The 21,736-nt window shown below is 37.9% G+C and carries 22 protein-coding genes and 1 pseudogene; 11 read left to right on the top strand and 12 right to left on the bottom strand.

Annotated elements, in window-relative coordinates; translation table 11 throughout:
- Positions 1-47: 47 nt before the first annotated feature.
- Entirely contained in the window at positions 48-1,487 is a 1,440-nt protein-coding gene (gene nrfA, locus F8B77_RS14470; RefSeq protein WP_151656076.1) for an ammonia-forming nitrite reductase cytochrome c552 subunit, read from the bottom strand.
- Positions 1,488-1,971: 484 nt separating this feature from the next.
- Here nrfA and nrfB point away from each other — a divergent pair, with 484 nt between their 5' ends.
- The 6 genes from nrfB (at position 1,972) to nrfF (ending at position 7,205) form a co-directional block, all read left to right on the top strand.
- Entirely contained in the window at positions 1,972-2,565 is a 594-nt protein-coding gene (nrfB, locus tag F8B77_RS14465; RefSeq protein WP_151656073.1) for a cytochrome c nitrite reductase pentaheme subunit, read from the top strand.
- Between the two features lies 1 nt (position 2,566).
- Complete coding sequence (nrfC, locus tag F8B77_RS14460; RefSeq protein ID WP_151656071.1) at positions 2,567-3,253, top strand: cytochrome c nitrite reductase Fe-S protein; 687 nt, start codon at positions 2,567-2,569, stop codon at positions 3,251-3,253.
- A gap of 1 nt (position 3,254) precedes the next feature.
- Entirely contained in the window at positions 3,255-4,211 is a 957-nt protein-coding gene (gene nrfD, locus F8B77_RS14455; RefSeq protein ID WP_151656069.1) for a cytochrome c nitrite reductase subunit NrfD, read from the top strand.
- Between the two features lie 95 nt (positions 4,212-4,306).
- Positions 4,307-6,196 carry a heme lyase CcmF/NrfE family subunit gene (locus tag F8B77_RS14450; protein WP_151656067.1) on the top strand — a complete coding sequence of 630 codons (1,890 nt, stop codon included), beginning with the start codon at positions 4,307-4,309 and terminating at the stop codon, positions 6,194-6,196.
- 11 nt (positions 6,197-6,207) lie between these two features.
- The gene (locus F8B77_RS14445; RefSeq protein WP_151656065.1) at positions 6,208-6,747 is read left to right on the top strand and encodes a DsbE family thiol:disulfide interchange protein; all 540 of its coding nucleotides are present in this window, start codon (positions 6,208-6,210) and stop codon (positions 6,745-6,747) included.
- Positions 6,748-6,749: 2 nt separating this feature from the next.
- Positions 6,750-7,205: a heme lyase NrfEFG subunit NrfF gene (gene nrfF / locus F8B77_RS14440; protein WP_151656063.1), complete on the top strand. Its 456-nt coding sequence runs from the start codon at positions 6,750-6,752 to the stop codon at positions 7,203-7,205.
- Here the strand turns inward: nrfF and F8B77_RS14435 are convergent.
- The gene (locus F8B77_RS14435) at positions 7,195-7,938 is read right to left on the bottom strand and encodes a phosphatase PAP2 family protein (RefSeq protein WP_151656061.1); all 744 of its coding nucleotides are present in this window, start codon (positions 7,936-7,938) and stop codon (positions 7,195-7,197) included. The genes nrfF and F8B77_RS14435 overlap by 11 nt on opposite strands.
- A gap of 249 nt (positions 7,939-8,187) precedes the next feature.
- On the opposite strand from F8B77_RS14435, the gene F8B77_RS14430 reads away from it, so the two are divergent.
- Entirely contained in the window at positions 8,188-8,673 is a 486-nt protein-coding gene (locus F8B77_RS14430; RefSeq protein WP_151656059.1) for a GNAT family N-acetyltransferase, read from the top strand.
- Positions 8,670-10,142 (top strand): bifunctional NUDIX hydrolase/phosphatase PAP2 family protein, encoded by a 1,473-nt coding sequence (locus F8B77_RS14425; protein ID WP_244298265.1) that lies wholly within the window; start codon positions 8,670-8,672, stop codon positions 10,140-10,142. The genes F8B77_RS14430 and F8B77_RS14425 overlap by 4 nt, the downstream gene beginning before the upstream one ends.
- A gap of 69 nt (positions 10,143-10,211) precedes the next feature.
- Here F8B77_RS14425 and F8B77_RS14420 read toward each other — a convergent pair whose 3' ends face one another.
- Both F8B77_RS14420 and F8B77_RS14415 read right to left on the bottom strand, forming a co-directional pair.
- On the bottom strand, positions 10,212-10,907 hold the full coding sequence (locus tag F8B77_RS14420; RefSeq protein ID WP_151656057.1) for a tetratricopeptide repeat protein: 696 nt from the start codon (positions 10,905-10,907) through the stop codon (positions 10,212-10,214).
- Positions 10,908-11,231: 324 nt separating this feature from the next.
- A pseudogene (locus F8B77_RS14415) lies at positions 11,232-11,378 on the bottom strand (ISAs1 family transposase); the annotation flags it as partial.
- Between the two features lie 179 nt (positions 11,379-11,557).
- Here F8B77_RS14415 and F8B77_RS14410 point away from each other — a divergent pair.
- Positions 11,558-12,583 carry a tetratricopeptide repeat protein gene (locus F8B77_RS14410; RefSeq protein ID WP_151656053.1) on the top strand — a complete coding sequence of 342 codons (1,026 nt, stop codon included), beginning with the start codon at positions 11,558-11,560 and terminating at the stop codon, positions 12,581-12,583.
- A gap of 96 nt (positions 12,584-12,679) precedes the next feature.
- Here the strand turns inward: F8B77_RS14410 and F8B77_RS14405 are convergent, their stop codons facing one another.
- From F8B77_RS14405 to F8B77_RS14385, 5 genes are all read right to left on the bottom strand, one after another.
- On the bottom strand, positions 12,680-13,342 hold the full coding sequence (locus F8B77_RS14405) for a Bax inhibitor-1/YccA family protein (RefSeq protein ID WP_151656051.1): 663 nt from the start codon (positions 13,340-13,342) through the stop codon (positions 12,680-12,682).
- 223 nt (positions 13,343-13,565) lie between these two features.
- Positions 13,566-14,315 carry an amino acid ABC transporter ATP-binding protein gene (locus tag F8B77_RS14400; protein WP_151656049.1) on the bottom strand — a complete coding sequence of 250 codons (750 nt, stop codon included), beginning with the start codon at positions 14,313-14,315 and terminating at the stop codon, positions 13,566-13,568.
- A gap of 24 nt (positions 14,316-14,339) precedes the next feature.
- Positions 14,340-15,437, bottom strand: coding sequence for an amino acid ABC transporter permease (locus tag F8B77_RS14395; RefSeq protein ID WP_151656047.1), 1,098 nt, complete (start codon positions 15,435-15,437; stop codon positions 14,340-14,342).
- 2 nt (positions 15,438-15,439) lie between these two features.
- Complete coding sequence (locus F8B77_RS14390) at positions 15,440-16,606, bottom strand: amino acid ABC transporter permease (RefSeq protein WP_151656045.1); 1,167 nt, start codon at positions 16,604-16,606, stop codon at positions 15,440-15,442.
- 83 nt (positions 16,607-16,689) lie between these two features.
- Positions 16,690-17,718, bottom strand: coding sequence for an amino acid ABC transporter substrate-binding protein (locus tag F8B77_RS14385; protein WP_151656043.1), 1,029 nt, complete (start codon positions 17,716-17,718; stop codon positions 16,690-16,692).
- A gap of 385 nt (positions 17,719-18,103) precedes the next feature.
- Between F8B77_RS14385 and F8B77_RS14380 the strand changes: the two genes are divergently transcribed.
- The gene (locus F8B77_RS14380) at positions 18,104-19,048 is read left to right on the top strand and encodes a precorrin-2 dehydrogenase/sirohydrochlorin ferrochelatase family protein (RefSeq protein WP_151656041.1); all 945 of its coding nucleotides are present in this window, start codon (positions 18,104-18,106) and stop codon (positions 19,046-19,048) included.
- A gap of 10 nt (positions 19,049-19,058) precedes the next feature.
- Positions 19,059-19,748 (top strand): GntR family transcriptional regulator, encoded by a 690-nt coding sequence (locus F8B77_RS14375; RefSeq protein WP_151656039.1) that lies wholly within the window; start codon positions 19,059-19,061, stop codon positions 19,746-19,748.
- Positions 19,749-19,759: 11 nt separating this feature from the next.
- Here the strand turns inward: F8B77_RS14375 and F8B77_RS14370 are convergent, their stop codons facing one another.
- From F8B77_RS14370 to F8B77_RS14360, 3 genes are all read right to left on the bottom strand, one after another.
- On the bottom strand, positions 19,760-19,948 hold the full coding sequence (locus F8B77_RS14370) for a hypothetical protein (protein ID WP_130045603.1): 189 nt from the start codon (positions 19,946-19,948) through the stop codon (positions 19,760-19,762).
- Positions 19,949-20,062: 114 nt separating this feature from the next.
- Positions 20,063-20,752 (bottom strand): DUF2786 domain-containing protein, encoded by a 690-nt coding sequence (locus F8B77_RS14365; RefSeq protein WP_130045604.1) that lies wholly within the window; start codon positions 20,750-20,752, stop codon positions 20,063-20,065.
- A gap of 200 nt (positions 20,753-20,952) precedes the next feature.
- Entirely contained in the window at positions 20,953-21,648 is a 696-nt protein-coding gene (locus F8B77_RS14360; protein WP_130047906.1) for a DUF3334 family protein, read from the bottom strand.
- Positions 21,649-21,736 lie beyond the last annotated feature (88 nt).

The following is a 21,736-nucleotide window of genomic DNA, read 5'->3' as shown; positions in this document are numbered from 1 at the left end:
TTATTTATTGGTATTTAGCTAATGAGATTTAGCTCTTTATTTGACGATTATTTTATTGGCGCATAATCGGTTGATTCACGTTCTTTTGCTTGGTTTTCCCATTGAGGAACCACGGTTTCTAAGAAGTGTTTCTTCTCAGCTTCCATACCTTTCATATCCATACCCAATGCTTTTTGTGCCGCCGCTTTGGTTGAAATGTCTGGTATAGCGATAGGGTTCGTAATCCCTTTTTTCGCTAATAGACGGATCAGTTTGGTACGAGCATCTGCCGCTTTATCAACCGCAGTCCCTAATACTTCTAGAGCAACTTCAGGTGCATGCATATGAACACCATGTGAAGCAATCGCATAATCCCAGCGCCATTGTGCATGACGAATATCTTGTAGGATTGGCTCCATTTCTTTTTCAGTTGCACCAGCATCCCATGCAGCCCCAGCTTCAAAGTGAGCGGCCACGATTTGACGTTCAGCGGTTAGCTTCATTTTAAGTACTTGTGCTTTACGACTAGCAACAACACCTTGTAGCATTTCTTTAGATTGTGTATGACAGTTTGCGCAGGTATCTTCAAAGCGATCGAATGGGTTACCGACTTTATGATCAGTATAAACGGTGCCATCTTCTTTTTTCACTTTTGGCATATGACAATCAACACAAGTTACGTTGTTTTTGCCATGGATACCATCACGCCAAGTTTCATAACCTGGATGTTGTGCTTTTAGCATTGGCGCTTTAGATACTTTATGTGTCCAGTCTTTAAAGCCAATTTCGTCATAGTACTCTTCCATTTCATCAACCGTGGTGCCTTTATCCCAAGGGAATTTGACGGCTTTGGTTTTTCCTGTGAAGTAGTATTCAACGTGACATTGACCACAAACAGCAGCTTGTTGGTCTAAACGAGATTGATCCCCAAAAGGTTTACCAATCGCATCCATTGCACGTTCAACATAAGGTTTAGTAATCGCTAAAGCGGGTTCGCCATTTTTAAAGCCTTCACTACGAGTGTCATGACAATCGGCACAGCCAATTGGGTTTTGAATTTCGCTACCTAGACGCGCCCATTTACCTGAGAAATAGCCATCTTCGCCTTTCTCTTCGATTACACGGCCAACATCAGGGCTTTTACAGCTCCAACATGCCATTGGCATTGGGCCAGAGTTTTCATCGGTAGGGCCTGCAGTGCGGAGGGTTTGTCTTACATCATCAATCGCATAAAAGTGGCCACGTGCTTTGTTATAGTCTTTAGCAAAACCATAACCTGCCCACATGATCACCATATTTGGATCTTCGGCTAATGCATCTTCAATTTGTACGCTATCAGAGGTAGAGCGCCATGATTCATATTGATCGGCATGCTCTTTTGCATAAGCTTCATTGCGAGGGTCAACTCGCTCACTGTTTTCAGATGCAGCAAAGCTGTGGCTACTTAATAATAACGTAGTCACCATGACAATTGCAGCGGCTGAACGACGGGTCCATTGCTTTTTCACTATTGGTATCTCCAAATTCTTGTAATTAATTTAGCCAAGCGTTGTGAAAGCGACTATCAATCAGAATTGGAAACTTTGCTCAGTGTAACGTAAATGCGAGATACGTATTTTTCCATCGAAGATAGAGTTGATTTACATCAAATTACATAAGTGATCTCCATCACCAATAAAACTATCTAACCCTAAAGTATTGCCTTTGAGGGGTGTGTTGTGAAGAATGATTCTTATTTTTGTTGTAATACAAGGAGATAATCATTTATTGATAATTATCACAAAAGTGGTAGAAGGCGCATCTTAATTAGATACAAATTGTATTATCTAGATACATTTAGATATAAAATATATTTGTTAAGCGTTGTGGCTAAACTATCCAATGAGAATTGATACCAAAAGCTGAAGAAATATCTTCAGGATTTCAATTACTCATCCTGCTATTTGTTCATATTTTACAGTATCAAATAGTATGGAAAGGGAAGGATATACAATGGGTAAAGTCAAACTCGCCATAGTCACAATGTTGAAGCTTACCTTCGCATTTTGTCTCTATGGTTTGTCTCTGAATGTTGCAGCAGATGAATCGCCCCAAGTTAAGGCGGATTCATCAACTCGACATGAGGTGACATTAATTCGTGACCGCGATTATGCGTGTACACAATGTCATAAAGATGAAAAAGAGACACTTAAAGGATCTCACGGAGAAGATTCATTTGCGATTCTTAAACGTGAGGTGAATTGTGTTGAGTGTCATAAATCAATTGGGCCTGATCATCGAGAAGGCGCACCCCAAGTTACTAAATATTCTGCGGCACAATCAAAGCAAGGCACGGAAAAAGTGACCCTCTCGTTCGATGAAATTTTACAAGCTAATAGCCAATGTACAGATTGTCATACCTCAGAAAGATTACGTGAAAAGAGTTGGACGCATGATGTTCATGCTAAAAACTTAACTTGTTCATCTTGTCATGTTATTCATGGAGAAAAAGAAGCGGTACTTTCTTTTGACCATTCATCAAAGATAAAGATGTGTGTTGATTGCCACGCTGATTTTAATCAGAAAGAAAATAAGCTAGGAGAATAGTATGAGTTGTTCTAGACGAATTTTTTTAGCGGGTTCAGGTGCGGTGATCTTTACAACTGGAGTGGCGACAACCTCATTAATGAGCAGTAAAAAAACACTGGCTTATTCGATGGAAGATGGCGCAAAACGTTATGGCATGGTGCATGATGAGACGGCCTGTATTGGTTGTACAGCCTGTACTGAAGCGTGCCGAGAAGTGAACAGTGTGCCAGAGGGGGTTTCTCGATTAGAGATTATCCGTAGTGAACCTCGTGGTGAGTTTCCTGATGTTGATTATCGTTTTACACGTAAATCATGTCAGCATTGTGAGAATGCGCCGTGTGTGATGGTGTGTCCGACTGGTGCTGCTTATAAAGATGAAGCAACAGGTATTGTTGATGTTCATAATGAGAAATGTGTCGGTTGTGGCTACTGTTTAGCGGCGTGCCCTTATCAAGTTCGTTTCTTTAATCCTGTTACCAAATCAGCAGATAAATGTGATTTTTGTCGAGAGACTAATTTAGCACAAGGTAAACAACCTGCGTGTGTTGAATCTTGTTCCACAAAAGCACTGATCTTTGGGGACTTGAACGATAAAACCAGTGAGATTAATGCGGTATTAAGCAATAGCGTATTTTATCGAGATAAAGTGGATCTAGGTACTAAGCCTAAGTTATTTAAGATCCCAAACCAAAAAGGGGAGATTTAAGATGAGTGCATGGGAAGCTGCGTTTAATTTTGACTCTTTGGTATGGGACTGGATCATTGCAATCTATCTATTCTTAGCGGGTATGTCTGCTGGTGCGGTTATGATATCTATTTACTTAAAACGTAAAGTGATTGAAGGTCACCCTGCGGATAATGGCATTATCAAGGCGACGGCAATATTAGCGCCATTTGGTATTATTGCGGGTCTTACTATTTTGATTTTCCACTTAACTAAACCGTTATCTTTTTGGAAAATAATGATCTTCTTTAACCCTACGTCAGTAATGTCGATGGGGGTTATCTTATTCCAAGTATACATGGTCGTACTGTTTGCTTGGATTGGAGTGATTTTTAGAAAAGAGATCATGGGGTTCTTAAAAGGGAAGTTTGCTTTTATCGACACGATTTTGTTGAAGATTGAACAGTTTGAGAACGCATTAGAAATATTCTTAGCGATGCTAGCGGTTATGTTGGCAGCTTATACTGGTTTCTTATTATCAGCTTTACAAACCTACCCAATGTTAAATAACCCGGTATTACCGATTTTATTCTTGTTCTCAAGTTTATCTTCGGGGGCCGCGGCGTGTTTGCTGTTCGGTGTTCTTGGGTTTAAAGAATCAAGTCACAGTGCATCTGTAAAGTGGATACATAACTTTGAGCGTCCAGTTGTGGTGTTTGAAGTATTTGTTCTTATCACTTTCTTTACGGGATTAATCTTTAGTGGAGGGCAAGGCGAGGCTGCTGCATGGGCTGCGATTGGTGGTGGTTTTTGGGGAACTTGGTTCTGGGCTGGTGTGATTGGCTTAGGTATGCTTACGCCATTAGCTCTTAATGCATTTGCGCCAAAAGAAGTTGTTCATGGCAAAGGCTTTATTTTTGTTGTGACATCACTAAGTTTACTTGGTGTATTAATGCTGCGTACGTTTGTGCTTTATGCGGGACAAATGACCGTCGTATAATGTGGTATCGCCATGCTAACGTTACTTCCCATATAGGTAGTTACAGGCATGGCGTTTTTATATCGGTTTAATTTTATGGAAATCAATGGGGCAGTATGATTGCTGAAATCGGTCAATTTTGGTTAATAGCAACGATGATCTTATCATTTGTCGCTATGGGCTCTGTTGGGTATGGTCTTATTAAAAGTGACGAACAATGGTCAATGGCTATTTCTCCTCTTTCTTTACTGAGCTGTTTGTTCTGTATTCTTTCTATCTCTGCACTTGGTTATGGTTTTTATATCGATGATTTTTCAATTCGATATATTGCTGAACATTCTAATTCTGCACTGCCTGTTTTTTTTAAAATTGCCGCTATTTGGGGAGGCCACGAAGGCTCGTTACTGTTTTGGGTATTAACCTTAACTTTATGGGCAGGGCTTATAACGCTAAATAGAAAACGGATTGAACAGGCTTATGTCATTCGTGTTTTATTGGTGTTAAATACGCTGATTGTGATTTTTTCCGCTTTTACTATTTTCGCTTCTAATCCATTTATTATCTATGTAAATACGCCATTAGAAGGCCGAGATCTGAATCCAATGTTGCAAGATATTGGATTGATATTTCATCCACCATTACTTTATTTGGGTTATGTTGGTTTTGCCGCTACGTTTTCTTTTGCTCTGGCAGCGCTAATGATGAAAGAAGTTCCATTTACATGGGTTCGTTATGCAAGAAATTGGACCTTACTGGCATGGGCTTTATTAACGGCAGGGATCAGTTTAGGTTCGTGGTGGGCATATTATGAATTAGGTTGGGGAGGCTGGTGGTTCTGGGATCCGGTAGAGAACGCTTCTTTGTTGCCATGGTTAACTGCTACGGCTCTACTACACACGTTAATTGCTAGCCATAAGCAGAAACAGCTACTTAAAACCTCTGTCGTTTTAGCGTTGCTTACGTTTAGTTTGAGTATTCTTGGTACCTTTGTGGTGCGTTCGGGTGTATTGACTTCGGTTCACGCGTTTGCGGTTGATCCTACTCGTGGCATTATTTTGTTATTGATCCTTTTTGCTGTGCTTTTAGTTTCATTTTCTTTGTATGCACTTAAAAGTAAACAGCTAAATAGTAAATCGATCACTGAGTTGATGAGTCGCGATTTTCTTTTTCTACTGTTATCAGGACTGTTCTCAATAGCGACAATAACCGTGTTGCTAGGCACTTTTTATCCTATGATTTTTCAAATTTTAGGGTTAGGAAATATCTCTGTTGGTGCTCCTTATTTCAATCTACTGTTTGTGCCTATGGCGATAATAGCGCTGTTGATGATGGCCGTTTCAATTTTCGTTCAATGGGGCAAAAAAGCAGAAATCGCGACCAAAAGAAACGGCTTACTCTTGCTACTTGGTTCAATAATCTGTGGGTTGATTATCTACCGACTTCAATACAGTGAGCTATTTATTGTGCCATCGATTATTTGGGTATTAGCTGTCGCTGTTGTTGGAGGTTCATTATGGACAATAAAACAATCACAAGGAAAAGCGCTTGGAATGGCAGTGGCACATATAGGCGTTGCCGTTGTGATGATTGGGGCGGCAATGAATGCTGAGCACTCTTTTGAAACCAGTGCGAAAATGGAACCTGGTATTACTGCGAAATTAGCCGATTATGAGATTACTTATGTAGAAACGGATTTGTTGGTTGCTTCGAACTATACCGCAGAGCAAGCTAATTTAGTGATCAGTGAAGAAGGCAAAGAAATAGCGACAGTTCAGCCACAGCGTCGTCATTATCAAGTACGTGTGATGAACATGAGTGAACCTGCGATGCATTGGTTTTGGCATGGTGATATCTATGTAACTTTGGGTGAAAAACTTAAAGATGGTAGTTTCGCACTTCGCTTACAATATAAAGCCTACGTAAGGTGGATATGGTTTGGCTCTATCTTAATGGCATTAGGTGGTATTATCGCCATCATTAAAAAGAAAAAAGCGGAAGAAGCATAAAGGCACTCTTGATGAAAACAGGTTCTAAGAAAGCAATAGCGAAAGTAGGCCTAGCTGTTAGTGTATGTATTGGTATTTTTATCGTATTACTTAGCGGATTAGAAACCAAAGAATCAAGCACCTCAACAGCGATGGTGGGTGAGAGTGTTCCTGCTTTTGAATTGCCAGAAGTCATGGATACGTCTGTATTATTAAATGAATCTTTATTTCAACAGCAATCATTAACTTTATTAAATGTCTGGGCTGCTTGGTGTGGTATTTGTAAAACCGAGCATCACTTTTTACACCAATTAAAAGAGCAGGGCATAACCATCATTGGTTTAGATTATCGAGATGATCGTATAGCAGCTAAACAAGTGCTAGAGACGACAGGATCACCTTATCAAGCGGTGATTTTTGACCCAAGAGGATCACTTGCAATGGATTTAGGCGTTTTTGGTACACCGACAACTTTTTTAATTGATCAGAAAGGGGTGATATTACATCGCTTTACTGGCGCTTTAGATGAGAAAAAATGGCAACGTGAATTTGCTCATTTTTTTGAGGAATAATAATGAAACAATGCAAAGAATTACTGTTCTTAATTATTGTATTATTCAGCTCGGTATCCGTTCAGGCCAATTCTGATAATGGTTCAAGCTTGTTTGTTGGTGCGGATAAAGAGGTAATCGAAAGTGTTGAATTGTTTGAATTTAATTCACCACAAGAGCAGAAGCGTTCTATCGATTTAGCGAAACAATTGCGTTGCCCTCAATGTCAAAACCAAAACTTAGTAGAATCAAATTCTCCAATAGCCAAAGATTTACGTTTGCAAGTTTATCAGCAAATAAAAGCAGGTAAGAGTGATAAAGAAGTGGTGGCATTTATGACGCGTCGTTTTGGGGATTTTGTTTTATATGAACCGCCATTAAATGCGAAAACCTATGTGCTTTGGCTATTGCCGTTATTGCTACTTATTGGTTTTGGCATTATGGCGGTTAAATCAGTGAAGAAGAGCACTAAGGAGTAAATTTAGTTTTTTCTATGGGCTCTTTTTCTAAATTGATGGTTGGTACACATAAGATCAGAATAGATGCACTGATAATTGAAGCCATCAGATCGGTCGGCCAGTGCATACCAAGCCAAACACGACTAAAACCAACACCTACTCCCCAAGTAATAACAGCAGCGGTTAAAATGTAGTGCTTATTTCGTAACAAAAATCCCCCCCAGAATAAAACACAAATAGCAGCAAATATAGTATGCCCCGATGGGAATGAATAGTTAGTACTTGCTCGCCACTGTTCAATACGGGCTGGACTCACTTTGTTTTCCACATGGCTAATAAGTGCTTGTTTGCTGTCTTCATCTAATGAGTAAAAACGTTCTGTACTGTCAACAAGATCAACTTGTACTAAGGCTTGTGTATATGGACGAGGGATCTCAGTTATTGCTTTCACGCCGCTTTTAAGCATAAAACTCAATACGAGAAGAATGCCAAATTGCATATATAAAGAGAGTATTTTTTTAATAGATAATCGCTGAATAATAGGGATTGAACAGAGAATAGCTAAGGTGATAATAAATAGGTATTCACCTGCTGAACGACTCAACCATTTAAGAAGTTCATTTTCAAACGGCGGTAATGATGCGAATAAATCAGGAGCAGGGGTCAGTAGTAAAATCGTCCCCATAACTGAAATAAACAGAAAAAAAGCGATTAATTCGTAAATGCGATGTTTAGGAGAAAAAGAAAAAAACATAATTAATTATTTTATAAGGTAGTGAGTGAAATGAGTGTATCGTGATTAACGTTTTTATAGTCAAAATAAAGTAAGGAATAGCGGCAATTAGAGCGATTAATTATTTTATGGTTCAATGCGATGACATATTTTCGCATTCTTAGGCAAAACTGATAGGTCGTTCAACGAATACAGATTCTCATTCTGAAGAGCTTTTTTTTGTATATAAATCATGCTCTAATTACCGTTCTATTATTATTTGGTATCAACATGGATTCAGTTATTCGTCGAGCGAAAGAAATCGATTTGTTTTGCTTAAATTCAATGATGTATCAGTTGCATGATGAGCATCATCAACAGTGCCCTGAATTATTTAAAACGGCTTCTGAGATAGAAGAAGAGAAAAGCATCTCTTGTTATTTGGATGACCCTGACTGCATAGTATATGTAGCAGAGTTTAACGGTGCCGTTATTGGATTTGTTACCGCGCATTTTTGTGAATTAGTGTCAACGGTAAGTAAGCCGGTGATGATGGCTACCATAGATGAGCTGTACGTAGAATCAACGTATCGTAGAAATGGCATTGCTGAAGAATTAATGGCACGAATTGAGCAAGAATTAAAGGATTATGGAGTAAAAGAACTCTTTGTTGAAGTTTGGAATTTTAATCAAAAAGCATTAGATTTTTATAACCAGCAAGGCTTAAAAGATCATATTCATTATTTACGTAAATCTTTAAAAGAGGATGAAATATGAAGCAGTTTTTTACTTTGATGTTATTTCTTTCAACATTTTTTTCAGCACTCTTTTCTATACCAGCAATAGCCGATGAAGCACCAAATTCAAAAGGCGCGGTATGCGTTGTTGATGATGGCTTTCGAGTAGTTTTGATTGAAGAGTTAATTACGGGGAAGTTATCATTACCGGGAGGGGGCATTGATAAGGGAGAAACGGCCAGAGAAGCCGCTGAGCGAGAAACATGGGAAGAAGCTGGCTTAGTTGTGACAGCAAAAGAAATCTTACACCAAGATGAAAAGGCTATAATTTATCGTTGTACCAGTGATTCCGATATTATTGTATTTGATTTAGAAACCAGTAATGGCTTTTATCGAATACCATCGTGGTTTTCTCCTCATTATGGCATTGAAACTGAAGCAGTTTATTTAACTGAACCTTATAAAATAAAACATGAGAAATATCGTTATCCAGAACAATTGGAGTTACTTCAGAGTTGGTTTGCTAAACCGTTAGAGAGTGATAATAGAATTACCTGGGTTAATAATTTAGTTGCTCAAGCATCAGATATACACCAAGTAGAATTAGAATTGTTAATGTCATTACGAGAAAGCATAGACAGCTTGCCTGCTTTAGCGAATATTAGCATTAAAATGTTTTTTATTATGATAAGTGAAACGAGTTCAGATACTTTTTTCTACTTCCTATTTATTGTTGCACTGGTGTATTTGGGGCGTGAAACTGCACTGACATTACTATTCGGTATTATTTTAAGCGTTGTTCTTACCGAATTAGCTAAACAAGGGTTAGCATTACCTCGACCGTTTGTTTATTTGCCGCAATTGCAGCTTACCCAAGCTAATGGGTTTGGAATGCCAAGCATGAACGCCATGCTTTCTGTTGTCATTTATGGTGTGTTTTATCTTTCATTAAAGAGAAAGCAATTATCGACATCGATACTACATCGATATGCCTGTCTTTTTGTTGGATTGATAATTGTGCAGTCAATTTCACGAGTATGGTTAGGCGTTCACTTCTTAACAGACTCTATTGTAGGTATTGCACTGGGCGCGATGGTTATTGTCCATTTTTCGAGTTTACAGCGTAAGCATGGTGATTTGCTATATCGTGTGATAGCAGGTCTGCCATTTTGGTTAATTATGTCGTTCGTAACCAGTGGTATTGCCTTTATTATGCTGTATATGAATTATTTATATATGGCAGTGTTATCTTGGGCTGTAGTTTTAGCCATTTCGCTATCGAAAGCGCAGCCGATACTTAACACAAAAGATCGTTTATTGACTCTGTGTGCTTTGTTAGTTGTGATAGTCGCTATACGTTTTAGTGCCGATTTATTATTAGGCGCATTAGAAGCAAGTTCGGTTATTGTTTTAGTTATAAAATCAGTCGAAAACTTCGCGCAAATATTTATGCTTATCACGATGTCAGCTTGGTTGCCACGTTATTTAAATGATCGTAGAAAGGCTTGATAAGGTTAGTGGTTGCCTTAGTTAACGAAGGTAACCACTATTAAGTCATAACAAAAGATGCGGATAGGTCTATTTAGAATGTTCTTCTAGCCATTCTAATGCGTCATTTTGTACAGAAATTCGTTGTGTTTTATACAGTTTTTCGCCAGTAAAATCTCGATATGTGTCTGCTCCAGGATAAGCCTTCGCTGCTGCTAAATTAAACCAAAAATACGCCTTTTCCATATCTTGTTTAACCTCAATACCTTTAAAATATAGAAAGCCAAGATTGCGCATTGAGGTCGCATTACCTAATTCTGCGGCTTGAACGTACAACAATTCAGCTTGATTAGTATTTTGAACTAATCCTTTTCCTTGTAGATACAAGTCTGCAAGATTATTCATAGCATTACTGTTATTCATCTCAATTGCTTTATGGTACCAATTGGTAGCTGTTGTAAACTTATTTTGTGATTCATATACTTTACCAAGGTTATAGTAAGCCATTGAGCTTTCATTTTTGGCCGCTTTAGTAAAATATTGAATGGCTAAGTGCGTATTAACATCAGTACCAATACCTTTCGCGTACATCACACCTATTTTATTTTGTGCTTCAATTGACCCATTGTTTGCAGCGCTTGTTAACCAGGTAATCGCATCTTTATAGTTATCTTGGTTAAAATAGGCAGTGCCTTTTAAGTAATCTTGATGTGCTTCTGTATTAGCTAACGCTAAGGAGGAGCATAATGACGCAGATAATAGGAGTGATTTTAATATTACTTTCATTACAGAACCAAAGAGTTAGCTAATATAGAATGATATGTTATCAATAAAATTAGAAGGCAGCGAGAGATAATAAGGCAATGAATTGAATAAAATAATGCTTTTGAACGTAGAAGCTCTTTGAGAATAAGAGCTTCTATTTAAAGCTTATTGACTTTGCACTGCGATACGTGGAGGCAGTATATTAGATTTTCTGAACTCTTGCATAACGCGTAAAGTAATATATGCATCATGCTCTCCCTAAAAAGGGAGTATATAATCATAACTAAATGTGATCGTCAAATCGATCCTCAAATGGACTAAAAAATATTCACGATCTTACCCTGGGCCATGTCCCTCTTCAAAAGCAGCTGTATCTGCTAGGTTTGCTCGTTCTTTTGAAAATGCTTTTTCTACTGCTTTACGAAGCTTTCCTTGATTGCTTTTTACTGCAAGTAAGTAGTCTCCGAACTTGTCAGTAATAACTTTTGCTAAAAGACCAGTAACAAAGCTAGTAATTCTAAATAAAAAATACTCAAACTGTGTTGTTTTGTACGTTTTCATAAGAAATAGCAAGGTAAAGCTAGGTTTCTAAGAGGTATTCATTCTAATTGAGTGCGAAAATCATTAGAATAGGTTTATAAAAACGTGTTCCATTTTTCGATGATATTGATATGTATTGGTTCTTATTTTTTGGCAGTGTATTTTGCTTAATTGTCATGATATGGCATTTTCACTCTGTTGATAAAAAAAGGTTAACAAGAGCTCGACGTAAACAGCATGATTTGCATGTATCTACGCCAGCTACTTTTGATGATGAAGCAGATAGACAGGATAAAATAAATAGAGGGAATAGCGGGAATATTACAGCACAGTTGGCACTAGGGGCTGATTTAGAACTTGTTGATCAAAACGGGGCGATAAAGTGGTACCTCAAAGCGGCTGAGAAAAATAGTCAACAAGCTTTTTATGCGTTAGTTCGATTGTATGATAATAATTATGATGATCCTGAAGCCAGTGAAAAGTCTAAATATTGGGCTGCGCGACTAGGTGACTCTACAGGAAAACAAAGTTCCACTTTTATTTTAGGTAAACTTTATTTAGAAGGGGTAGGTTGCGAGAAAGATATAGAGTTAGGGTTAAAAACGATTACGACCTTAGCATTAAATGAGCATCTTGAAGCTCAATTATTTCTCGCTCAATGGTACCAAAAGCAGCAAGATGGGCACCCAGAAGGCTTTTATTGGATGTTACGAGCAGCTTATCAAGATGATCCTAAAGCTATGGTTACAGTTAGCTCTTGTTACTATCATGGAATAGGAGTAAAGAAAGATATCCATAAAGCGATTTATTGGACAGAGCGTGGTGGAGAGCTTAAAAGCCCTGAATCACAATACCGTTCAGCTCAATATAACCAAAAAGTGTCTTCTTCTCATAATGCAGTGGCTTACATCTGGGCTTATCTTTCGGTGGCTAATGGGCATGAAGAAGCTCATAGTTTAAAGAACGATTTAGAGGCAAGCTTACCTCTGGAAAACTTATTAACGATTCAAAATGTAGCTCGTAAGCTGCATGTGTTAATGGATGAGAAACCAGTAAAGAAACACTCGGTAATTCGTTTACTTAACAAGTTTTATGTTAGAGAAAATTACTTACCGACAGAAGACATTAGTGATGAATGTTCAATGTATACTAGTTAGTGTGTTTCTGGTGTATGAGCGAACTCTAGAATAATAGATACAAAAATGCCAGCCTGTGAAGACTGGCATTTTTTATGTTTATCGAATACTTATCGATTAATCATCACGCATAATACCAAGAATGCTTAGTAGGCTGATGAAGATGTTGTAGATAGAAACATACAGCGTAATCGTTGCTGAGATGTAGCTTGTTTCACCGCCACGGATGATTGATTGTGTTGTTAGCAGAATCGCACCAGTAGAGAACAGAATAAACATACCACTCATCGCAAGGTGTAATAAAGGCATTTGTAGGAAGATATTCGCTACCATACCAATTAGAAGCACAACGAAACCAGCCATTAGCACACCGTTAAGGAATGATAAATCACGTTTAGTTGTTAATGCGTAAGCAGATGCTGCCATGAATGATAATGCAGTACCGCCAAGAGCGGTTAAGATAACATCACCCATACCTACACCAATGTACATGTTTAGAATTGGACCAATGGTATAACCTAAGAAACCAGTAAATAAGAAGGTAAATACAAGACCCATGCTGTTGTTACGGTTTTTCTCTGTTAGGAACAATAGGCCGTAGAAACCAACAAGCATAATGATAATACCTGGACGAGGTAAATTAAGAGCCATTGATACACCAGCAACAAGCGCTGACCATAACAGTGTCATAGACAGTAAGAAATAAGTATTACGTAATACTTTATTTGTTTGAAGAGCCGACTCTTGTGTTTGAGTTTGGCCGAACATTTGATTATTCATCGTATTCCCCCTGGAATGGACAGACATAAATATATAGACAGTTATGGTGCCTATAGTTCAAAAAATCAAGTAAGTTCTAATTTTTGAACTGAATTAATTGAGCTAGAACCATTTTACATCACTGCATTAACTTAGCTTGTGTACTTTGTAAGTATCAGTAACAAAGGCAGTAATCAAACGATCACTGCTTTTTTGTCTTACTCTACGAAATAACCTCGTGATTTTAGTGATGTAAGATCTGGCTCAAGAATAATTGAGTTCTGTCCGATTTTGGGTTTTCAAAGAAATCAATTGGATTATTCTCTTCAATAATTTCTCCGGCATCCATAAAGATCACACGATCTGCTACCTCTTTTGCGAAACCCATCTCATGAGTCACACACAGCATTGTCATTCCTTCATCTGCGAGTTCAACCATGACATCAAGTACTTCACGAACCATTTCAGGATCGAGCGCTGATGTCGGCTCATCAAATAACATCACTTGTGGATTCATACACAGAGACCGAGCAATTGCTACACGTTGCTGTTGTCCACCAGACAGTTGCCCTGGGTATTTATCGGCTTGATCTGGAATTTTTACACGTTCAAGAAATTGCATTGCTAATGCCTCTGCTTCTGCTTTCGGCATTTTTTTCACCCAGATAAGGGCTAAAGTACAATTTTCAAGAACCGTTAAGTGAGGAAATAGATTAAAGTGCTGAAAGCACATACCGACTTCTCTACGTACAGCTTCAATATTTTTTAGGTCTTCAGTCAGCTCTGTACCTGAAACGTAAATATGTCCCCTTTGATGTTCTTCTAGTCGGTTAATACAACGGATCATGGTTGATTTACCTGAACCTGAGGGACCACAAATAACAATCTTCTCGCCTTTTTTTACTTCTAAATTAATGTTTTTAAGTACATGAAATTCTCCATACCATTTGTTCATGTCATCTAACTTAATCATATAATCTTGTTGAGTTGTCATAACTACATCCTTGAATTCTGTTAATTATCGCTTGTGGCCTGTATGAAGTTTGTTTTCTAAATAGATGGAGTATCTCGACATAGAGAAGCAGAACACCCAGAAAACCAAAGCGACAAAGACATAACTTTCTGTTGAAAACCCTAACCACTCAGGATCGGTATTTGCGGCTTGGCCAATACCTAGCACATCAAACATACCTATAATGAGTACCAAACTGGTATCTTTGAATAAGCCAATAAAGGTATTTACGATTGATGGAATAGTGATTTTTAATGCTTGTGGTAAGATGATTAAGCGCATCTTTTTCCAATAGCCTAATCCAAGTGCATCAGCTGCTTCATATTGACCTTTTGGGATTGCTTGTAATCCGCCACGAACCACTTCAGCCATATATGCTGCACTAAATAAAACCACACCAATGAGCGCTCTAAAGAGTTTATCTAGCTCCATACCTTCTGATAAAAAGAGTGGAAGCATAACTGAAGCCATAAAGAGAACTGTGATTAAAGGAACCCCACGCCAAAGCTCAATATAAATAGTACACATGCTGCGAATTATCGGCATTTCAGAGCGGCGCCCTAGCGCAAGAGCAACACCAATTGGAAGTGAAACAACGATCCCCACGATGGCAATAACCAGAGTAATTAATAACCCCCCCCAAAGGTGAGTATCAACAACAGGTAGACCAAATACACCGCCATATAATAAAAAAGCAGCGAAGAAAGGAAAGATATTTACAAATACTAACCAAATAGCAAATTTCTTCGGGGTATGCTCATAGGCAAGTAAGACGACGAAAATAGCTAATAATCCATAGAATAACTGTGGGCGCCATAATTCATCAGTAGGGTAGAAACCATACATGAATTGCTCCCAACGTACTTTAATCATTACCCAGCAAGCCCCTTCATTTGAGCAGGCATCACGTGTTGTTCCTACCCAGTCGGCGTTGATGAGACCCCAAGAAATGACATTCCATAATCCAGTAATCGCGAGATAAGCAATCAAAAGAGTCAGAATTGAATTGATAGAACTATTAAATAAATTTTTTTTAAGCCAAGTTACTACGCCAACAGTATTTGCTGGGGGCGGTAGATCTGGCTGAAATTGATGTATGCTCATAATTACCTCTCCACCAGTGCAACTTTACTGTTATAAATATTCATCAAAAATGAAGTCAATAGACTTAACGTTAAATAAACTGCCATTGTCATCGTAATTATTTCAATAGCTTGGCCTGTTTGGTTTAACGTAGTTCCTGCAAAAACTGAAACTAAATCAGGGTAACCAATAGCCATTGCTAGAGAGGAGTTTTTGGTTAAGTTTAAATATTGGCTCGTTAAAGGAGGAATAATAATGCGCATCGCTTGTGGGATAACGACAAGCTTTAGTGTTTTATTTCGTGGTAGGCCTAAGGCCATTGCGGCTTCTGTTTGACCATGGCTAACCGCATTAATACCTGAGCGAACGATCTCAGCAATAAATGATGCGGTATATACACTTAATGCAACAACTAATGCTGCTAATTCAGGAATAATGCTAATGCCACCTTTAAAGTTGAATCCTTTAAGTTCTGGGTATTCAATAGAGATAGGCATGCCTCCAATAAAATAAGCAATAGTAGGTAGACCAATAAGAACGAAAAGTGAATATCTTATAACGGGGGTTTGCTTACCAGTAATCACTTGTTTGTTCTTTGCCCATTTAGATAAAAAGATAATAAAAACAATCGCAATAATTACAGCCATGCCAATTAGGATAGACCCTTTTTCAAAAATAGGACTTGGAAGGAATAATCCACGCACATTTAAAAAAATACTTTCACCTAAGCTTAAACTTTGACGGGGAGAGGGAAGCGCTTGTAAAACGGCGAAATACCAAAAAAAAATTTGCAATAAAAGAGGGATATTTCGAAAGGTTTCTATGTAAACTGCGGCACATCGGCTAACAAGCCAGTTGCTAGATAACCGAGCAATACCCACTGTAAATCCGAGCACGGTAGCAAATAAAATTCCTAAAATAGAGACCAGTGCAGTGTTTAAAAGTCCAACCACAAATGTGCGACCATAAGTGTGTGTTTCATCATATTCCACCAAAGATAAGCCAATACCAAATCCCGCTTCTTGATTTAAAAAACCAAGACCAGTAGCGATACCTCGCGATTCTAAATTGGTTAATGCATTGTTAACTATGGAATAAAAGAAAAAAACAAGTAAAGCGACAGCTATCACTTGAAATAAAATCGCACGAAATATTGGATTATAAAAGAGGTTTTTATTTTTTGATGACATACAACTACAACCTTAAATCCATTCATAAAAGGGGTGAAAACTCACCCCATAAAATTGTATTATCTACATTTACTATTTTTTAATTAACGAATTGGTGCGGCGTACATAAACCCACCGTCATTCCAAAGTGCATTAACACCACGTGAGATTTGCAATGGAGAGCCTTCACCAACCGTACGTTCGAAAATTTCACCGTAGTTACCTACTTGTTTCACCACTTGATAGCCCCAATCATCACGAATGCCTAGCCCTTTACCTTTAGGTCCGTCAACACCAAGGATACGTTTGATGTTTGGATCTTTAGATTTCAACATTTGATCTGCATTTTGGGAGCTAATTCCATATTCCTCGGCATTAATCATAGTATTTAATACCCATTTATTAATGTTGAACCATTGATCATCACCTTGGCGAACAACAGGACCTAGTGGTTCTTTTGAAATAATTTCAGGAAGAATTTGTGCTGTTTTGGGATCTTTAAGATTCAAACGAAGTGCATATAAGCCTGATTGATCTGTAGTTAGGACATCACATCGACCAGCATCGAAGCCTTTAGAGGTTTGTGCGGCAGTATCAAATACAACTGGCTTGTATTCCATACCGTTGTTACGAAAGTAGTCGGCAAGGTTAAGCTCTGTTGTGGTTCCTGATTGAACGCAAACAGAGGCGCCATCAAGTTCTTTTGCACTGGTTAAACCAAGCTCTTTTTTCACCATGAAACCCTGACCATCATAGTAATTAACACCGACAAAATTTAAACCTAAAGAGGTGTCGCGGTGTAATGTCCAGGTAGTGTTACGAGCAAGTACGTCAATCTCTCCAGATTGTAACGCAGTAAAGCGCTCTTTAGCCGTAAGTGGGACATATTTAACTTTTGATTTATCTCCTAAAACTGCTGCAGCAACAGCTTGGCAGAACTCAACATCGATTCCTTCCCATTCACCTTTTGAGTTCGGGTTTGAAAACCCAGGAAGTCCGGTACTGACACCACATTGTAAATATCCATTTTTTTTTACTTTTTCTAAGGTACCATTTGCAGCAACAGCTTGGGTAGAGATAAGTAATGCCGAAGCTGTTAGTGCAGCATAGAGTGAGCTAATCTTAAATTTCATCTGTGTTCTTCCTTATAATCCATAATTGAATTGGGTGATCACAATCTATTGTGTTGTGTTGGCCATTTGGTAATGGGTCGCTCAGTTCATAAGTAACTGTATTTAAAAATATACATACTTGTTATCAATTTGTGAAATCTCGTGGTGCCTAAATTATAGGTAAAGATATCTATATTTTCGAATAAAAATAGTTGATTTAGCTGCAATATAAGCAATATCTAGTGTAATTCATCTATCCTTGCGCCTACAGATGTAACAATATTGTTAAATATTTTATTTTTTGAATCTGTTAAGTAGCAATGACCAAAATAGTGAATACATACCTTCTTTTATGAAAGCAAGGTATAGTGCTCTCAGAGAATAAAAATTAAGGATAAGAGCAGTAATGAGATATTTTCCCATTTTTATGGATATTCAAAAGCGACCAGTATTAGTCATTGGTGGTGGGGAAGTGGCGTGTCGAAAGATAGATATGCTATTGCAAGCAGGTGCAGATATTACCGTGGTGGCCCCTTCGATTAAATCTTACCTAATGAATTACGTTGAAGAAGATAAGATTCATTATATAAAAGGTTTTTATCATAGCGATTTACTTGCTAAACAATCATATGTTCAAGTGTGGGCAACGACAGACAACTCAGAGTTGAATCATCAAGTTTATCGTGATGCACATGACGCTCGTATTTTAGTCAATGTTGTCGATGATACGCCGCATTGCGATTTCATTACGCCATCAATGGTAAATCGAGGACGTGTGCAAGTTGCAATATCTAGTGGTGGTTCGTCACCAGTCTTAATAAGAATGATACGTGAGCAAATGGAAACGCAGCTGTCCTCTAAGATTGCCATGTTAGCTGATTTTGGTGCTGATAAGAGAAATGTGATTAAGCAACACTTTATGACGGTTGACGAGCGCCGTAAGTTTTGGGAAACATTTTTACGATCTCCTGAAGTCGAAAAGTTAACAACACGAAATGAATTAGAGCAGTTATTTTCACAGTACTTATCATCGAATATCGAAACAAAGGCTGAACGAAATTGGATCGAATATCATCAAGAGACAGAAATGTTAACGTTAAAATCGTTACGTTTAATGCAGCAAGCAGAATGGGTGATTTGTTTTAATGATTGCCCTTCAGAGTTTGTGGAATTATGTCGTCGTGATGCAGAGCGTCTTTATGTCGATACAGAGCAAGAGATTGCAGAGTACTTACATCAAGCGGAAGTGGAAAATATACGAGTCACGATCTTATTAAAAAAGGGACATTTACTGCGAAATGCAACGTTACAAGCTTACTTATCAAGTGACATTTATGTGCCAACGCTTTAAGGAGGACTAAATGCAATACTTGATGATAAAAGACGCCATAGAAGAGCAAATAGAAAGTGGAATGCTAAAATCTGGACATAAGTTGCCATCAGAGAGAGTGCTTGCAGAATCTTTCTCAACCACACGTATAACTCTGCGTGAGGCGCTCAATCATTTAGCTCTATCAGGTAAAGTATATAAAGAAGAGCGTCGTGGTTGGTTCGTTTCTACAGATACATTGAGCTTTAATCCTGTAACCGACACTGATTTTGCTAAGGTATGCCAAAAACAAAAATGGCATTACGCTGTAAGCAGTATAAGCGCACAAAGGGTATTAGCACCGAAAGAGATTGCAGAAACGTTACAATTGCCGCCATTTTCATACGTAATAATGCAGACTAAATTGTGGACCATTGAAGGAAGAAAGGCCGCAGTTCAATATCAGTATGCACCTGAAAAACAGTTTTCAAGCATAGCAATGATAGATGAAGATGCGAATCTTACTGAGTATTTAAAAGTGCATTATTTGTGCGAAAGTCAAAAGAATAGAGTGAAAGTCGAAGTGGCACCAGCGACTGAATTAGAGTCAAGTACGTTAAATATCAGTAGTGGTAGTATGCTAATGTCTATTACTCAAACAGCAATAAATAACCAAAATATCAGCTATTTATTGCAAGTACTTCGAATTTCCCATGATCTAGTCACAATTGAAATAGAGTAATAGTTTATTCATTAAAAAGGTGATATTTGTTTGATTTGATTAATAAGCTCTCCCTCGGTCAGAGGTTCAGAGTTTAGATCAAATTCAGCAGAGGCTCCGCCTTTTAACATATAAACCCTAGTTCCGCAGTGGTCATAGTGGTACCACTTTCCATCAATACATACATCGGTATAGCATTTAGGGTTTCTTAATAAAGTCATAATATCGCTCCCTGATACATTTATTTAACAAAGTTAAAGTATCGTGCAATCAAGGGCAGTTGTTTGATTTAAATCAAAGTGCTTTGATTTTATACTCAATATGCGACTAAAGTATTATCTTAAAAGCTTTGGAGCCTGGGTTCCAGCAACAGGTCGGTTAACTGAAATTGTTCTTCCTTTTTTAAGGCCTTTCTCATAATCAGCAGTAATATTCGCCATCGCTTCTTTTAGTTGTTGCTTAAACGTTTCACGGTCAATATTTTTAAATTCTTTATCGATGTAATCATTGATCTTGTTTGCTGATTCGTCATCGGGTGCAATTACGGGTAATTTTTCAAGAGCGCCTTCAATCCAACCAGCTAAAAATGAATTCACTCGTTTAGTGACTTCGAGTTGTCCTTTGCCAGAGCCTGCAAAACTATTTTTAAACTGGCCGGTTTGCTCATTCATTTCACGGTAAACAATATCGAAGGCAAAAGCCGCGAAAATAGCACGATCAGCAGAACCAATAAATTCGACTTTTTTTAGCCCTTTATGGTTTAGCAATACCGCTTCAACACCAAATCGGGTATTGATACCACGAATGATTTTTAAAATATTGCTGCCAACGTTACTCGGAAGTAGATGAGTACTTTGTGTTTTCCCCATCTTAATAAATTCAATGTCATCTTTTTCAAGGCCATACTTAAGCATAAGGCGATGCGCCATCTTAATGGCTTGAGCTGCTTCATTCACATTAGCTGAATTACCAAGTTCAAGACATTTAGCGATCTTTTTTAGAGCCTTTTGCTTTGTAGACGACATAGATTTACCTTACTTTTTACGGGGCCGTTATTTTACCTGTCTCTTATTTAATTTGGAAGGTATTTGGTATTCAAAAGCTGCAGAAGAGAATTTAGTAAGGAGAAAGATATATACGAGAACCTAAGGTGGTGCTTTATGTAAGTAACGATCACACAGAAACACCAATTACATTTAGTACTAAATATATTCGATAGAGTAAATTAAATGCCTAGCTCATCAAATAATGAATCATCAAAATCTTGAGAACTATCCTTTTTACTCTCTGATTTTTGATTACTTCCTGATTTATGCTGCTCAAAAAGATCATCAGCATTAAATTCTTCTTCTTCTTCAAATTCTTCAAGTTGAATAAATTCAGTTTTATCCATTGCTAGCTCAAGATAGAAGATATGATTATTTTCTGTAGTAAAAGTAACGCGACGGGCTTGAGGGCGATCTAAATTAGTATCAACTGATAAGATCACTTGTTTGTTTAGTGAAAGCATCTTTGGTTGGTTTTGTGAGATCGTCGTTTGCAATGTTTTGCGGATCTGGCCTGTAAAGTCACCAACGATTTGGTTCATTAATTCACCAAGAACATCTCCAACTTCATCTGAAGTGTGCAAAATAGCAAGTTCTTCATCTGGCATGCCCATATTACGCATATACTTTGTATACAATTCTAGTGCGGCATCTTTAGTAAAGTTTGTTACTACTAACCCAGAGAAGCCCCCATCAAAGAGAACAAAACACCCAAAGTCTGGCTTTAAACTCGTTTTAGTGATTTTTTGAACCATTGCTGAATAGTTCACTGAACTTTGAGTTGCTTTACTCAGTACGCCTGACATTGAGCGACAAAGTGTTAATAAAATATCATCAGTAGTGATTGTTTTGCTTTTTCTTATTGCAGGTTTCATAACGTTCTCTATAAAAGTGTTACGGCGATATGAATTACACAAGCAATAAATATGCCACAGAATCAAACCAGAGCAGCGTGCTGTTACT

The organism is Aliivibrio finisterrensis, from assembly GCF_008933155.1.
Lineage (GTDB): Bacteria > Pseudomonadota > Gammaproteobacteria > Enterobacterales > Vibrionaceae > Aliivibrio > Aliivibrio finisterrensis.
The sequence above is the reverse complement of the archived record's forward strand: the minus strand, read 5'-3'. Positions and strand labels throughout refer to the sequence as shown.

What these genes read in the sequence shown, in the direction of transcription:
- nrfB (WP_151656073.1), top strand. Translation starts at nt 1,972, where the DNA reads ATGGGTAAAGTCAAACTCGCCATAGTCACAATGTTGAAGCTTACCTTC.
- nrfC (WP_151656071.1), top strand. Translation starts at nt 2,567, where the DNA reads ATGAGTTGTTCTAGACGAATTTTTTTAGCGGGTTCAGGTGCGGTGATC.
- nrfD (WP_151656069.1), top strand. Translation starts at nt 3,255, where the DNA reads ATGAGTGCATGGGAAGCTGCGTTTAATTTTGACTCTTTGGTATGGGAC.
- F8B77_RS14450 (WP_151656067.1), top strand. Translation starts at nt 4,307, where the DNA reads ATGATTGCTGAAATCGGTCAATTTTGGTTAATAGCAACGATGATCTTA.
- F8B77_RS14445 (WP_151656065.1), top strand. Translation starts at nt 6,208, where the DNA reads ATGAAAACAGGTTCTAAGAAAGCAATAGCGAAAGTAGGCCTAGCTGTT.
- nrfF (WP_151656063.1), top strand. Translation starts at nt 6,750, where the DNA reads ATGAAACAATGCAAAGAATTACTGTTCTTAATTATTGTATTATTCAGC.
- F8B77_RS14435 (WP_151656061.1), bottom strand. Translation starts at nt 7,938, where the DNA reads ATGTTTTTTTCTTTTTCTCCTAAACATCGCATTTACGAATTAATCGCT.
- F8B77_RS14430 (WP_151656059.1), top strand. Translation starts at nt 8,188, where the DNA reads ATGGATTCAGTTATTCGTCGAGCGAAAGAAATCGATTTGTTTTGCTTA.
- F8B77_RS14425 (WP_244298265.1), top strand. Translation starts at nt 8,670, where the DNA reads ATGAAGCAGTTTTTTACTTTGATGTTATTTCTTTCAACATTTTTTTCA.
- F8B77_RS14420 (WP_151656057.1), bottom strand. Translation starts at nt 10,907, where the DNA reads ATGAAAGTAATATTAAAATCACTCCTATTATCTGCGTCATTATGCTCC.
- F8B77_RS14410 (WP_151656053.1), top strand. Translation starts at nt 11,558, where the DNA reads ATGTATTGGTTCTTATTTTTTGGCAGTGTATTTTGCTTAATTGTCATG.
- F8B77_RS14405 (WP_151656051.1), bottom strand. Translation starts at nt 13,342, where the DNA reads ATGAATAATCAAATGTTCGGCCAAACTCAAACACAAGAGTCGGCTCTT.
- F8B77_RS14400 (WP_151656049.1), bottom strand. Translation starts at nt 14,315, where the DNA reads ATGACAACTCAACAAGATTATATGATTAAGTTAGATGACATGAACAAA.
- F8B77_RS14395 (WP_151656047.1), bottom strand. Translation starts at nt 15,437, where the DNA reads ATGAGCATACATCAATTTCAGCCAGATCTACCGCCCCCAGCAAATACT.
- F8B77_RS14390 (WP_151656045.1), bottom strand. Translation starts at nt 16,606, where the DNA reads ATGTCATCAAAAAATAAAAACCTCTTTTATAATCCAATATTTCGTGCG.
- F8B77_RS14385 (WP_151656043.1), bottom strand. Translation starts at nt 17,718, where the DNA reads ATGAAATTTAAGATTAGCTCACTCTATGCTGCACTAACAGCTTCGGCA.
- F8B77_RS14380 (WP_151656041.1), top strand. Translation starts at nt 18,104, where the DNA reads ATGAGATATTTTCCCATTTTTATGGATATTCAAAAGCGACCAGTATTA.
- F8B77_RS14375 (WP_151656039.1), top strand. Translation starts at nt 19,059, where the DNA reads ATGCAATACTTGATGATAAAAGACGCCATAGAAGAGCAAATAGAAAGT.
- F8B77_RS14370 (WP_130045603.1), bottom strand. Translation starts at nt 19,948, where the DNA reads ATGACTTTATTAAGAAACCCTAAATGCTATACCGATGTATGTATTGAT.
- F8B77_RS14365 (WP_130045604.1), bottom strand. Translation starts at nt 20,752, where the DNA reads ATGTCGTCTACAAAGCAAAAGGCTCTAAAAAAGATCGCTAAATGTCTT.
- F8B77_RS14360 (WP_130047906.1), bottom strand. Translation starts at nt 21,648, where the DNA reads ATGAAACCTGCAATAAGAAAAAGCAAAACAATCACTACTGATGATATT.